The organism is Acinetobacter pseudolwoffii, assembly GCF_002803605.1.
Classification (GTDB): domain Bacteria; phylum Pseudomonadota; class Gammaproteobacteria; order Pseudomonadales; family Moraxellaceae; genus Acinetobacter; species Acinetobacter pseudolwoffii.
Genome location: NZ_PHRG01000001.1, coordinates 839,354 through 851,946, shown reverse-complemented (window position 1 = coordinate 851,946; position 12,593 = coordinate 839,354). Strand labels below are relative to the sequence as shown.

At 45.4% G+C, this 12,593-nt stretch carries 12 protein-coding genes; 4 read left to right on the top strand and 8 right to left on the bottom strand.

Annotation, left to right across the window (positions count from 1 at the left end; genetic code table 11):
- Positions 1-30: 30 nt before the first annotated feature.
- The 6 genes from CWI32_RS03960 to CWI32_RS03935 form a co-directional block, all read right to left on the bottom strand.
- Positions 31-294 (bottom strand): HP1242/YdcH family protein, encoded by a 264-nt coding sequence (locus CWI32_RS03960; protein WP_005095339.1) that lies wholly within the window; start codon positions 292-294, stop codon positions 31-33.
- An 88-nt stretch (positions 295-382) separates the two neighbouring features.
- A complete protein-coding gene (locus CWI32_RS03955; RefSeq protein WP_074383946.1) occupies positions 383-715 on the bottom strand; it encodes a chaperone modulator CbpM in 333 nt (110 codons plus the stop codon).
- 459 nt (positions 716-1,174) lie between these two features.
- Positions 1,175-1,636, bottom strand: a complete 462-nt coding sequence (locus tag CWI32_RS03950; RefSeq protein ID WP_005095344.1) for a DUF2147 domain-containing protein — start codon at positions 1,634-1,636, stop codon at positions 1,175-1,177.
- 323 nt (positions 1,637-1,959) lie between these two features.
- Positions 1,960-2,835 carry an Hsp33 family molecular chaperone HslO gene (gene hslO, locus CWI32_RS03945; protein ID WP_005095347.1) on the bottom strand — a complete coding sequence of 292 codons (876 nt, stop codon included), beginning with the start codon at positions 2,833-2,835 and terminating at the stop codon, positions 1,960-1,962.
- Between the two features lie 50 nt (positions 2,836-2,885).
- Positions 2,886-4,739 (bottom strand): cation:proton antiporter domain-containing protein, encoded by a 1,854-nt coding sequence (locus tag CWI32_RS03940; protein WP_100534677.1) that lies wholly within the window; start codon positions 4,737-4,739, stop codon positions 2,886-2,888.
- A gap of 75 nt (positions 4,740-4,814) precedes the next feature.
- Positions 4,815-7,037 (bottom strand): primosomal protein N', encoded by a 2,223-nt coding sequence (locus CWI32_RS03935; RefSeq protein ID WP_100534676.1) that lies wholly within the window; start codon positions 7,035-7,037, stop codon positions 4,815-4,817.
- A gap of 150 nt (positions 7,038-7,187) precedes the next feature.
- Between CWI32_RS03935 and gspF the strand changes: the two genes are divergently transcribed.
- From gspF to CWI32_RS03920, 3 genes are all read left to right on the top strand, one after another.
- Complete coding sequence (gspF, locus tag CWI32_RS03930; protein WP_074383949.1) at positions 7,188-8,393, top strand: type II secretion system inner membrane protein GspF; 1,206 nt, start codon at positions 7,188-7,190, stop codon at positions 8,391-8,393.
- Positions 8,394-8,472: 79 nt separating this feature from the next.
- Positions 8,473-8,907: a type II secretion system major pseudopilin GspG gene (gspG, locus tag CWI32_RS03925; protein WP_005095357.1), complete on the top strand. Its 435-nt coding sequence runs from the start codon at positions 8,473-8,475 to the stop codon at positions 8,905-8,907.
- A gap of 284 nt (positions 8,908-9,191) precedes the next feature.
- Complete coding sequence (locus tag CWI32_RS03920) at positions 9,192-9,527, top strand: hypothetical protein (protein WP_005095358.1); 336 nt, start codon at positions 9,192-9,194, stop codon at positions 9,525-9,527.
- Positions 9,528-9,680: 153 nt separating this feature from the next.
- Here the strand turns inward: CWI32_RS03920 and lnt are convergent, their stop codons facing one another.
- Together lnt and CWI32_RS03910 are read right to left on the bottom strand one after the other, a co-directional pair.
- On the bottom strand, positions 9,681-11,240 hold the full coding sequence (gene lnt, locus CWI32_RS03915; RefSeq protein ID WP_100534675.1) for an apolipoprotein N-acyltransferase: 1,560 nt from the start codon (positions 11,238-11,240) through the stop codon (positions 9,681-9,683).
- A complete protein-coding gene (locus CWI32_RS03910; RefSeq protein ID WP_005095361.1) occupies positions 11,237-12,076 on the bottom strand; it encodes a CorC family transporter in 840 nt (279 codons plus the stop codon). Before CWI32_RS03910 ends, lnt begins: the two co-directional genes overlap by 4 nt.
- A gap of 202 nt (positions 12,077-12,278) precedes the next feature.
- Between CWI32_RS03910 and tusA the strand changes: the two genes are divergently transcribed.
- Positions 12,279-12,539, top strand: coding sequence for a sulfurtransferase TusA (gene tusA / locus CWI32_RS03905; RefSeq protein ID WP_005095362.1), 261 nt, complete (start codon positions 12,279-12,281; stop codon positions 12,537-12,539).
- The last annotated feature ends 54 nt before the right edge of the window (positions 12,540-12,593 follow it).

Below are 12,593 nucleotides of genomic sequence, written 5' to 3'. Positions count from 1 at the left end.
ACGATTTCAGCGTGTATTATCCGGCGGATATTAGGTCAGGGGATCCGCTTCCGAACTTTTTAACAGACGATAAATTTCATCTTTCAGTTTCAATTTTTTGCGCTTGATCGCTTCAATATCATTGTTGATATGATTGACCGGATCGAGTTCAAGCTGACTAATTTTCCTGTCCAGCTCATTATGTTCCTCAAATAATTTGGCAAAGTATGGATTTTCCTCGCGAAGTTGCACAATCAAGTCGCGGTATTCGGGAAACATGTATTTCATTTTTTTATTACAATCTTTGGTTTTCATAGCGCTTTTTATACTCTAATCATCAAATTAAAAATAAATATGCCCTGATCTGCAGCGAAAGATACAGATAGACAGAGCATCAAAGGACTTACTTAAAATGCAAATGTTTGACCTCGCGGCGTAACTCCTGCACTTCATCGATGAGGTCCAGCATCATCGCGACTGCGGTAAATGACGCATCAAAATCGCGTTGCAGGCGATAGGCGCGTTGTGCACGTGAAATATCCTCACCGAGGAAAGTGCTGGCTGGCGTGATAGGAGAACGATCGGGCAGAATTCCATGTTCAATCAATTGCATGACCCATTCCGGGCTTTGTCCGCATGCTTCTGCGAAGTGGATGAGGTCAAATGAGTGATCGTCCATAATTTCTGACGGGGTATAGTCCTGTGAAAAGCTTTCTTGGTACTGAATTGTAGTCATGGCTCTACTCCTTAAACAGCCAAGTGTGCAAAATTGAGAGAATGAAAAGGTGCTGAAGTAAAACGCTTTCTATTCTTCGGATATGCAGACTCAGAGTGATGACTCAAATGATCACGAGAAAAAAATCGATATGTTCCGGTATTCAATGCCTCAGGAACGCGCGAATAAGAGAAGGTGAAAGTGAACGCTGTTTTTATAGTTTTATGTTTTATTGACCGAGTGTGTTCAAACACTTTCCTGTGTTGAATATACGCTGCCCTATGAGGACGGCAAAGCAGACCTGATGACAGAATTGAACAAGGCTGAAGATTGATCATCATAAATGGATAAAAAATAACCGTCTTCGATCCATTATTATGACTTTAGCCGCGCCAAAACAGTTTTTATTTGTACCTTATTGTTTCAAATCATGACAAAGAAAAAGCCCCTGATACAGAGGCTTTGAAAATCTTTCTGAAATTAATGTTTTATCCAGGTTACACTGCGGCCAATTACTGAGACACCGACATAACCACGCAAGGTTAGACGTTTGCCATTGGCGCTTAGGCGTGCTTTGCCTTTGTAAATTTTGCCACTGATCGGATCAAGCACTTTGCCGTCATGGTATTCACGTGGCTTTTTCGGATCTGCTTTAAAATCCCAGATAAACGGCAGGCCTATAAACGGTTTGTCTTTGAGCTGACCTGGACATTTATGACAGATACCCATTTTCTCTGCGCCAGGCAAGCTACGTGTTGCGACAATTATTCCTTCATAGCTACCATCCGCTTTCTTACGAACTTCTACATCCGCACGAGAATAGCCTGATTGATCATCAATGGTTTTCCATTTACCCACTAACGGATCTTCATAGGCAAAGGCCAAGCTAGAAACCGCAGCCAAACTTATCCCCATCACTAGAGTGTTCAATAATTTTTTCATAACATACCTGTTAAATTTGATACTGTATTCATTTTAGAATTATTACTCTAATTTATTTTAAAAGCATAATTAAATCAATACTATAAAATGTGATTGTATTCTCATAATTTTTTTAAAACGATGATTATTTGGTCTTTGTTAATGTGAATAGTCTTATAATTTAAATGGGATTTTGAGGTGGGGTTTATCTGAGGATCTGATTCAGTGAATAGGCAGGTTTTCTACTGGAGGTAAATATGCTCTGTTGAGCTTCGTCATGTAAATTTTAAAACATAAAAAAGCACTCCTGAGGAATGCTTTTTTAAACTCATGCTTAGCACCGTTTAGCTTAGATGTTCACCACATAGACCTAAGGCCTCTTCGGCTGTAAAGGTATATTGGCTATTACAGAACTGACAATCCATTTTGATCGGATTCTGGAATTCCAGTGTTTCACGTATTGATTCTACGCCAATCTGTTGTAAGGCCACTGCACAGCGCTCTTTAGAGCAGGTACAGCCAAATTTCAAGGCTTCAGTTTCTGGCAAGCGCACTTCTTCTTCATTATATAAACGGTAAAGAATGTCAGTGGCTTGCAGGCCGATTAGTTCTTCAGTTTTCAAGGTTTCAGTGAGCATGGTCAGACGCGGCCATAAATCTTCATCAACACGGCGCTGTTCTTCTTCACTATTCCGTGGCAATAGCTGAATCAGTAAACCACCGGCGCGCTGATGGTCGCTTGCCAGTACAATGCGCGTTGGAATCTGTGCAGACAGGTCATAATACTGCATGAGGCAGCCAGCCAGATTTTCTTTGTCCAGCGGCACAATACCTTGATAACGCTCACCAAATTCTGGTTCGATATTGATAAACAGCACTGGAGAAACCAGTGACTTTAAGATGGTGCTGCTGTCTTCACCCACCAGAAAGTGCGGATCTTCTTCATAGTCCGCCAAAGCGCGAACTTCACCCAGGTGGTTGCATTCAGCCATTGCCCATTTAAATGTGCCTGATGCCTGAATTTGCAGGCTGATACGCCCTTTAATCTTCAAGGTGCTGGCAAGCAGTGCAGTCGCAGTGAGCATTTCACCCAACAGAATCTTGACCGCAGGTGCATAGTCACGTTGCGCTAAAATGGTTTGTAAAGCTTCTTCAAGATGCACCACTTCACCACGAACAGGGCTATCTTCAATAAAAAAGCGTTGGCGTAAATCAGACATAAAATTCTCCATAACCCTGCTTTAATGGTGTCATTATTGTAAAACACAAGTTATGACAGATCATCTCTTAACGCATCAATTCCTGCGCCGTTTGTATCCTGTTGCGGCTGTGTATCTGTTTTTTGAACTTTGTTGCGTTGATCCTGCGCAAACAGATGTTCGAGTTCTGCCAAGCTACTGCGGTGATGTTCATAACTTGCGTGTTGATCCGAATCCAGATGGTGTTGACTGTTGAGTAATTTTTCATCATGTGCGCGGAAGTATTCAATCTGTTGCTGACTTTCTTCCGGAGCAGTATTCAACTGGCTTAACAAAGCCTCACTCATTTCCAGTGCTGAAAAGTAGTTTTCACGCCAGATTTTCTCTACACCTAAATCCTGTAACAGATGCACATGATGACGATCACGTGCGCGTACCCATAAACAAGTTTCAGGATAATTCAGCCGGATATGCCGCACCATCAGCATCGAATTTTCAATATCATCAATGGCAATAATCACTTGCTGGGCCATCGCAATTCCTGCATGTGCCAAAGTTTCTGGCTCTGTCGCATCAGCCTGATAGAAAGGGATCTGATACTGCGCAAGCAGTTCAGTGGCTGGCACATTGCTGTCCATGACACTAAATACATGCTGTTGTTGCAGTAAAATCCGGGCAATAATTTGTCCAAAGCGGCCAAATCCAATCAGCAAAATAGGGGGGCTGGCTTGAGGACTGGAATCGGTTTCGAAGGTGGCTGCCAGATGATTGTTTTGATCCAGACGCGGTAAAACCTGACTGTGTAATAACCAGTAAAATGCCGGGCTAAGTAACAATGAGAAACTCACCATCCAGAGCAAGGGAGACAGCAGATTGGCTGCAATGATCTGGTCGGATACCGCAATCACCAGCGCCAGCAAGGCAAATTCGCCGCCTTGCGCCAGACTAGCTGCTAACAAAGTACTATTGCGCCAGCTATTTTGATGATAACGCGCCAAGGCCAAAGTCATGGCAAATTTGACCAAGATTAAAGCTAGAGTGCCGCCTAAAATGATCCAACGGAAATTCAACAGATCGGGCAGTTGCAGTGACATACCCAGACTGATAAAGGCTAGGCCCATCAATAAGCCCTGAAAAGGCCGAATGGTGCTTTCTACCGCGGGCCGGAAATCTGTATCTGCCAGTAAAATCCCGGCAAATAAAGCGCCAAGAAACAGATTCAGTCCAAGCGTACTCATCAAGAGCAGCAGTGCCAAAGTTACCGCAATCGCCACAATGGCATGCAGTTCGTGACTGCCACTTTTTGCAATCCAGCGATATAGTGGCTGCATCAGATAGCGATTACACAGGAACAAGCCGGTAAAAGTGGTGATCATTGCGGCAAAATAAGCCACTCCGTGTTCGGTCGAACGAATCCCGGCAAATAAAGGAATGGCGGCAATCACAGGAATGGCCAGCAGGGCATGCAGCAGCAGGATTGAATAGGTCTGTTGACCATAGCTGGTGGCAAACTGTTCCTGATTGTGGAGTTGTTGAATCACCAAGGTCATGGCTGACAGACTGCCAGCAAGTCCAATCACAATACTGGCCAGCAGGCTTTGTTGTAGAAAAATCCAGGCCAGCAGGCTAAAAATCAAGGTGCTCATTAGTACCTGCAAAGCAGCCGTCATCCACAGAGATTGACTGATCTGGGCGATGCGTTGTGGTCTGAGTTGCAGCCCGATCCAGAACAGCAGTGCCAGCAGGCTGACGTTCATGAAACTGTTCATCAGGTCTGGAGTCTGAATCAGATGCAAAACACCCGGACTTAAGATCAGTCCTGTTAACAGATAGCCCAGTACGCTTGGTAGTCTGAGCCTTTTACTCAGTGGCACTATTAACAGTGCGACCACCAAAACCAGTGTTATTTGTAACAGTATCGACATTTTCCTGTCCTAAATTTTATGCTTGATCCAGACGTTGATGCGTATGTCCGGGACATGGACTCAGATGCAATTCTCTTAGCTGAGTTCTTGCGGGTCAATGTCCAGTGTCAGCTTCATGCTGGAAGGTTTGTCCTGCAGCATATTCTGCCACCAGCTGCGCACATAGTAATGCAAACGTGGACGATCTGCTGACAAGAGCACCATATGCGACTGATAGCGCCCAGCCTTACGTTCCATCGGCGCAGGAATTGGCCCCCAGATGTCCAGCGCCAGATCAGGATATTGCCTGAGGAATGCCGCATGTTTCTGTAAGAATTCGGTGTTTTGTGCCTGATCCTTGGATTCGCAGCGAATCAGGATGGCATAACGATAAGGCGGCATCTGGGCAATTTGCCGTTCCTTTAAGGTCTGCTGGGCAAACACACGATAATTTTCATTGACCAAGGTATTCAGCAGGGCATGATCCGGTCTGAGCGTCTGCAAATAGACATCGCCTTTGTGTTCACCACGTCCAGCCCGGCCTGCGACCTGAACGATCAGTTGTGCGGTACGTTCGGTGGCACGGAAATCCACACTGAGCAGACCGGAATCAATATCCAGAATCGCCACCAGCGTCACATAAGGAAAATGATGCCCTTTGGCCAGCATCTGGGTGCCGAGCAGAATCGCGGGTTCACTTTTTTGAATCTTGTCATAGATTTTTTGCCAGCTACCCACCCGGCTGGTGGAATCGCGATCGACCCGAATCACTTCATGATCTGGAAAAAGTTCATTCAGATGTTCTTCGACCTTGCCAGTGCCCATACCCAGTGTGACCAGTTCCTGATGCTGACACTGCGGACAGTGCTCCGGCATTCGGTGAATGGTGCCACAGTGATGGCAATGCAGATGCTGATAAGGCTGGCGATGCACAGTAAAATTGGCATCGCAGTGCGGACATTGTGCCTGCCAGCCACAACTGCCACAAAGCAGGACGGGCGCATAGCCACGGCGGTTTAAAAAGATCAGTACCTGTTCTTTTTTCTCCAGACGCTTTTTGATGTCCTGAATCAGTTGCAGACTGATGCCATGCTTTTTCTGTGCCACCTTTAAATCCAGAATATGGATTTTCGGCATTAAGGCTGTGCCGGCACGTTGATTCAGCTCCAGCACCTGCATTTTGCCATGTTCAACCAGCGCATAACTGTCAATGCTTGGCGTCGCTGATCCCAGCAGCACTGGACATTGCTGTAAATGGCCGCGGTACAGGGCGACATCGCGGGCATGATAGCGGAAGCCTTCCTGCTGCTTAAAAGACAAATCATGTTCTTCATCCAGAATGATCAGACCTAAATTCGGTATGGGGGTATAGATGGCGGAACGTGTGCCGAGGATGATTGAAGCTTTGCCAGTTTCTGCTGCCTGCCAGGCTTGCAGACGTTTTGTATCATTTAGGCCTGAATGCAATAGCGCGATATGACACTGAAAACGCGACTGGAAACGGCTAATCGTTTGCGGGGTCAGACCAATTTCCGGCACCAGCACCAAAACCTGCTTGCCCTGTTTCAGCACCTGTTGCATGATTTGTAGATAGACTTCGGTTTTGCCGCTGCCGGTCAGACCATCCAGTAAAAAAGCCTGATATTGATTGCGATACTTTAATACCTGATCAATGGCATGTTTCTGTTCAGGATTAGCGGTCAGCGGCATTTGCGCCAATTGCATTGGCTGTGGACTGAAATCTTGTGGCTCCAGCACACAGGTACAAATCTCTTTTTTCTCCAGTGCTTTTAAGATCGCAGTTTCAATTCCGGCCAAATTCAATACATTTTCAGTGGTGCCAACCGGATGCAGTTTTAAAATCCGGTAGGCTTCCTGCTGCTTTTCCGAACGGCGTATTTTAGCTTCAGCATCAGGGTTCAGAAGTTTCCAGGTGCGGGCCAGCAGGTTATAAGGCTTACCTCGGCGTAACAGCGTTGGCAGGGCACTGTGCACCACTTCACCCATCGGAAACTGATAATACTGTGCCGACCATGTCAACAAACTTAAAACTTTAGGGTCTATGATGGCACGTTCATCCAGCAATTCAGTGACGGGCTTGAGTTTAAAACGTGGGTCGACAGGAGTATCTGCGGAGAGCTTTTCGATAATCACCCCAACCAGATTCTGTCGTCCAAAAGACACCAATACGCGTGCGCCGACCTGGGCCTGCTCAAATTGTTCTGCATTCATACTGTAATCAAAACAATCGAATACATGCACAGGTACAGCAACGCGTACGCGATAAAGTGGACTAGAATCGGTATGAGAATTTTGCATATCTGGCGCTGGATATCCTGAAGAAATTTCGTCGTGCTTAAAGTTCGATTATGGTAGAGTGAGCAGATAATTTATATCAAAGAATATGAATGATTTCGGTGGTCTGACGCAACAGCGTTAAGCAAAATTTTGGAAAATTAGAGCATTACAATGCCTGCATATCAGTTTATTGCGCTTGATGCTTCAGGAAAGCAGCAAAAAGGCGTGCTGGAGGGGGATTCTGCACGTCAGATCCGGCAACAGTTAAGGGATAAAGCACTTATTCCGGTCTCTGTTGATCCTGTCGAGAAAAAAGACAAACATGATCGGCGGAAATGGTTTGAAAAAAGCATTACCGCTTATGATCTGGCCTTAATGACCCGGCAATTATCTGTCCTGGTCGCCGCCGCGATTCCGCTGGAAGAAGCCATCCGCGCCGTCGGCAAGCAAAGCGAAAAAGTACATGTACAAAATCTGCTGATGTCGGTGCGTTCCAAGGTTCTGGAGGGGCATAGTCTGGCGCAGGGTCTGCAACAGTCCGGGCGGTTTCCAGAATTGTATATTGCCACCATTGCGGCCGGTGAACGTTCCGGGCATCTGGATCTGATTCTGGATCAATTGGCTGACTATACCGAAAACCGTTTTGCCATGCAGAAAAAAATTCAAGGCGCGATGGTCTATCCAATTATTCTGATGCTGATGTCTTTTGCCATCGTGATGGGGCTGATGACTTATGTGGTGCCAGATATCGTCAAGACTTTTGATCAAAGCAAAGATGCCTTACCGTGGATTACGGTCGCCTTGATGAAAGCCAGTGATTTTATTCGTATTGCGTGGCCATTTCTCTTGGTTGGCGGTTTCTTGGGCATCTCCCTGCTGATACGATTCTTAAGAACCACAGCCGGGCATTATGCCTTCGACCGTTTAACCCTGAAACTGCCTTTATTTGGAAAATTATCACGCGGGATTAATGCCGCACGTTTTGCCAGTACCTTATCCATTTTGACCCAGTCAGGCGTGCCTCTGGTCGATGCCCTACGGATTGGCGCTGCAGTCAGTAATAACTGGGTGATTCGTGATGCGGTCAATCTGGCAGCGGAAAAAGTCACCGAAGGCGGCAACCTGGCAACCCAGCTGGAGCGCAGTGGTTATTTTCCGCCGATGATGGTACAAATGATCAAAAGTGGCGAAGCCTCGGGCGAACTGGATCGCATGCTGGAGCGTGCATCACAGATGCAGGATCGGGAAGTCACCACGCTGATTTCGACTTTACTGGCCTTATTGGAACCTTTAATGCTGGTGCTAATGGCCAGTATTGTTTTGGTCATTGTGATTGCGGTGATGCTGCCAATCGTCAATATGAATAATATGATTTAAACAGAATCAAGTTAAAATTCCTGTGGTATTAAAATTAAATTGAATGTTGTGAATGATGCAAATGAATGAGAGAGATTGAATGAAAAGGAATCAATTAAATAAACAGACGGGCTTTACCTTAATCGAAGTGATGGTGGTGATTGTGATTCTCGGTGTGCTTGCTGCACTGATTGTACCGAACGTGATGGGACGCGGTGAAAAGGCCAAAGTGGATACCACTGTGATCAAGTTACAGAGTATTGCTGGTTCACTGGACCAATATAAGCTGGACAATGGCAAATATCCAAGCATGCAGGAAGGTGGTCTGGATGCACTGGTGAATCAGCCAGCGACTGCGAAAAACTGGTTGCCGGGCGGCTATGTCAAGGGCGGCTATCCTAAAGACAGTTGGGATAATGATCTGCAATATGTGATGCCGGGCACAAATGGTCGTACTTTTGATCTGTATTCATTCGGTGCAGATGGTCAGTCGGGTGGTGAAGGCACCGATGCTGATATTTATTATCAGCCTTGATTGAGAATCAATATAAACTCTCAATAGATGGAATATATCACTTCACTTAATAGATGTTTTCAATACTAAGTGAAGTGATAATAACTCTTAATTATAAGTTATAATCTAAGTTTTTGATATTTATTGTAATTAATTAATAATTTGTATATGCGAGTTATAATAAGAATTATTCCCATATTTATCTATTACAATTATCATAAAATATGAATAAATATAGACTTTCTATTTACCCAAAAAGGCTCATAATGATCTGAACGGCACTTGATGAGCCAACGGAGAAGAATATGAAAGCATTAATCTTAGGGGATGAAATAAACCAATTTCATTGGTCGATGCTGAAATCTGTTCTTTTGGTTTTAAGCATGTTACCGATTAGTCAGGGCATTCTGCATTTATGGCAGACTACCGAGGGTAGCAGCCAGATTATGGTAGGTTTTTTTGCCATCAGTTTGATGAGTTCATTATTTGCATTGTGTTTCTGGTCGGCATTGAAAGCCTCGGTATTGCAATTAAAACAACGGCAGATGTCTGTATTCGAAAATATGATGGTGCAAACTTACCGCTATCTTCCGATGTTATCCCTCGCCAGTATGATTTCTTATCTAGCAGTTCAGTTCTAAAATTTGAAATATAAAAAACCGAGGCATTGACCTCGGTTTTTTATTGCCTTGAGTGTCCGTCCCTTTCGTAAAGGGAGCTTAGGAGAGATTGATAAGATGTTATATCTAGTAATCCCCCTAAATCCCCTTTTGTAAAAGAGGGACTTGGAGAAATTATCTTCTCGACTTAAAGCTGACATCCACTTTACGGGGACGGAAGCGCCAGCCCACCAGCAAGAGCAGAATCGAGAAGATCATCACCGGCCAATCACTCAGTTTCATATAAGGTGTTTCGCCTTGCATGGCTGGAAGTTCACCCCGCAGTACCGCTTCCTGATCCATCGGGGCTTTTTTCACAATATGGCCATTGTGGTCAATAAAGGCGGTCACGCCGGTATTGGTGGCACGGATAAACCATCGGCCATTTTCCTTGGCGCGCATTTGCACCATTTGTAGATGCTGCAAAGGTCCTGCCGTGCCGGTAAACCAGGCATCGTTCGAGACCGTAACTAAAAAGTCACTTTGACTGGCATTGCGGCGTGTCAGGTTTGGATAAGCAACCTCATAACAAATTGCGGAACCTAAAGGATGGTTTTTCACATTCAATGGTTTTTGATTGTCCGCACCACGGGTAAAGCCGCTCATAGAGGGATCATTCTGTAAACCTGGCAATACCCAGCTTAACCAGCCTGACAGCGGGATATATTCACCAAAGGGCACCAGGCGCTGTTTTTTATACAAACCATCCGACTCATCACCCGTGGCCATAATGCTGTTGTAATATTTCGGATAACCCGCAGCCTGTGATTCTGGTAAGTCCCAATACGGAATGCCGGTCACCCAAGCCGTACCGGATTTTTCAGCCTGTACTTTCATCGCTTCGAGAAAAGCTTCAATATCGGTCTGGAACATCGGAATCGAGGACTCTGGCCAGACAATCAGGTCACGGCCCCATTCGGTCTTGCTCAGATTGGCATAAATCAATAAAGTTTTTACCTGATATTCAGTCAGCCATTTCAGATCTTGCGGAATATTGCCCTGAATCAGAGAAACCGTAAGCGGCTTTTCATTCTTTGGTTGCACAAAACTCAATTGAGCCGCGCCCCAGGCACCGAATAGTAAAATTGCAGCAGGAACCGCCCAGAACAGACGTCGGTTCAGAATTTCGACCAGTGTACAGGCCAGAATAATCACGACAAAAGATACCCCAAACACCCCAAACAGAGGTGCATAGGCATCTAGGTAGCGTTCGGTAAAGGCATAGCCGGCAAACAACCACGGGAAACCGGTAAAGACCCAGGTTTTAGACCATTCAAACAGAACCCAAAGCGGGGCAAAGGTCAAAGGGGTTTCCGGGAAAAAGCGGCGATAGACAAAGGTTTGAACGGCGCTAAACAGGCCCATCACCAGTGCCATGATCAAGATCATTACAACACTGAGAAATGCACTGGTATCGCCGTAGACATGAATTGAGGTATACAGCCAGAATGCGCCCACAAACCATAGGCCAATTCCATAGGCCCAGCCAATTCCAAAGGCCTGTTTGGCACTACGTCCACGCAGGCAGGCATAGAGTAGTGCCGGAGACAGGATGGCCAGCCACCAGTAATGATAGGGAGCCAATGCCAAACTGAAGATAGCACCTGCAAATAAGGCAATTAAAACAGGATAGATCAGCGGTAACGGTTTTTGCTGTTGATCAGAACTCAACAGCTTGTCGAAATACGCTCTCATTGGCGCACGGCTCGAATTAGGTGAATAGAGCGTGAATCTGCTTCAAGAATGGTAAATTGCCAGTTTTCCAGTTCAATGGTCTGACCTTCAAGATCGTTCACCAGACCAATTTCCTGTAATAACAAGCCGCCCATGGTTTCCACTTCATCGTCAGAAAAATTCGCATCCAGCATATTATTGAAATGCTCAATCGGGGTCAGAGCTTGTACTATCCAGGTATTGGCGGTGTTTGGATCGTTATCCGGAACAATGAACTGCGCCTCTTCATCGGCATTGTCATGTTCATCTTCAATTTCACCAACAATTTCTTCCAGAATATCTTCCAGCGTGACCAGACCCGAGGTGGTGCCGTATTCATCAATCACCACGGCAATATGGGTCTGGGTGTTTTTCAGCATCCGCAGCACCTGATCGGAACGGGCGCTCTCTGGCACAAATAAGGGTTGACGCATCAGTGCGCGAATATCGACTTTGGAGGTTGGTTCGGTCAGAAAAGGCAATAAATCCTTGGCCAATAGAATGCCGACCACATTATCGGTTTGATCGGAGGAAAAGACCGGAAAACGCGAATGCGCAGATTCGACCAACACATGCAGGATATCCAGCAGTTGGTCATCTTCCTGTAAGCTGATCATCGACGTGCGAGGCGTCATGACTTCGCGAATTTTGGTTGCCGGAAGGTCAAGTACACCTTCAAGCATGGCAACAGTATCGGGTTCTAAAAATCGACGTGAATCTTGTACTAATTTTAGCAGTTCGTCGCGAGTTTCGGGTGCAGTTCCCAGCCATTTACGTAAGCCGCGCATACCCCACGACGGGCCTGATTCCTCGTGCATGATTTTTCCTGAAGACTCTTAATATCTAAAAAAACGTGGTTTTATCATACCGCAGAAAATACGCTTGTCTATTGTAAATATGATGTGCAGGCATGATCGTATCAGTCAGGGCCGCGTTTAGTCGTGTGTACTTTGGCAAAGCCGCAATGCCCGAGCGGGATTATGCTAAAATATTTTCAGTCTTCCACTCTTGAGTCTATCGATGTCCCCAACTGAAATTATCCCAAGCCTGCAATTAAATACCCGAGGTTTACGCTGTCCTGAGCCAGTCATGATGTTGCATCAGGCCATTCGTAAATCTAAAGCCGGTGATGTAGTTGAGGTGTTTGCTACCGATAATTCAACCTCTTGGGATATTCCAAAATTTTGCATGCACTTGGGACATGAATTGCTGTTGCAGGAAGAGTGTCTGGATGAAAATGGTAATAAAGAATTTCATTATCTGGTGAAAAAGGGCAGCTAAATTGGCCGAAATTTTTTTGAAATTTATGATCTGATAAGAGTTCTTATTCGATCT

What these genes read in the sequence shown, in the direction of transcription:
- CWI32_RS03960 (WP_005095339.1), bottom strand. Translation starts at nt 294, where the DNA reads ATGAAAACCAAAGATTGTAATAAAAAAATGAAATACATGTTTCCCGAA.
- CWI32_RS03955 (WP_074383946.1), bottom strand. Translation starts at nt 715, where the DNA reads ATGACTACAATTCAGTACCAAGAAAGCTTTTCACAGGACTATACCCCG.
- CWI32_RS03950 (WP_005095344.1), bottom strand. Translation starts at nt 1,636, where the DNA reads ATGAAAAAATTATTGAACACTCTAGTGATGGGGATAAGTTTGGCTGCG.
- hslO (WP_005095347.1), bottom strand. Translation starts at nt 2,835, where the DNA reads ATGTCTGATTTACGCCAACGCTTTTTTATTGAAGATAGCCCTGTTCGT.
- CWI32_RS03940 (WP_100534677.1), bottom strand. Translation starts at nt 4,739, where the DNA reads ATGTCGATACTGTTACAAATAACACTGGTTTTGGTGGTCGCACTGTTA.
- CWI32_RS03935 (WP_100534676.1), bottom strand. Translation starts at nt 7,037, where the DNA reads ATGCAAAATTCTCATACCGATTCTAGTCCACTTTATCGCGTACGCGTT.
- gspF (WP_074383949.1), top strand. Translation starts at nt 7,188, where the DNA reads ATGCCTGCATATCAGTTTATTGCGCTTGATGCTTCAGGAAAGCAGCAA.
- gspG (WP_005095357.1), top strand. Translation starts at nt 8,473, where the DNA reads ATGAAAAGGAATCAATTAAATAAACAGACGGGCTTTACCTTAATCGAA.
- CWI32_RS03920 (WP_005095358.1), top strand. Translation starts at nt 9,192, where the DNA reads ATGAAAGCATTAATCTTAGGGGATGAAATAAACCAATTTCATTGGTCG.
- lnt (WP_100534675.1), bottom strand. Translation starts at nt 11,240, where the DNA reads ATGAGAGCGTATTTCGACAAGCTGTTGAGTTCTGATCAACAGCAAAAA.
- CWI32_RS03910 (WP_005095361.1), bottom strand. Translation starts at nt 12,076, where the DNA reads ATGCACGAGGAATCAGGCCCGTCGTGGGGTATGCGCGGCTTACGTAAA.
- tusA (WP_005095362.1), top strand. Translation starts at nt 12,279, where the DNA reads ATGTCCCCAACTGAAATTATCCCAAGCCTGCAATTAAATACCCGAGGT.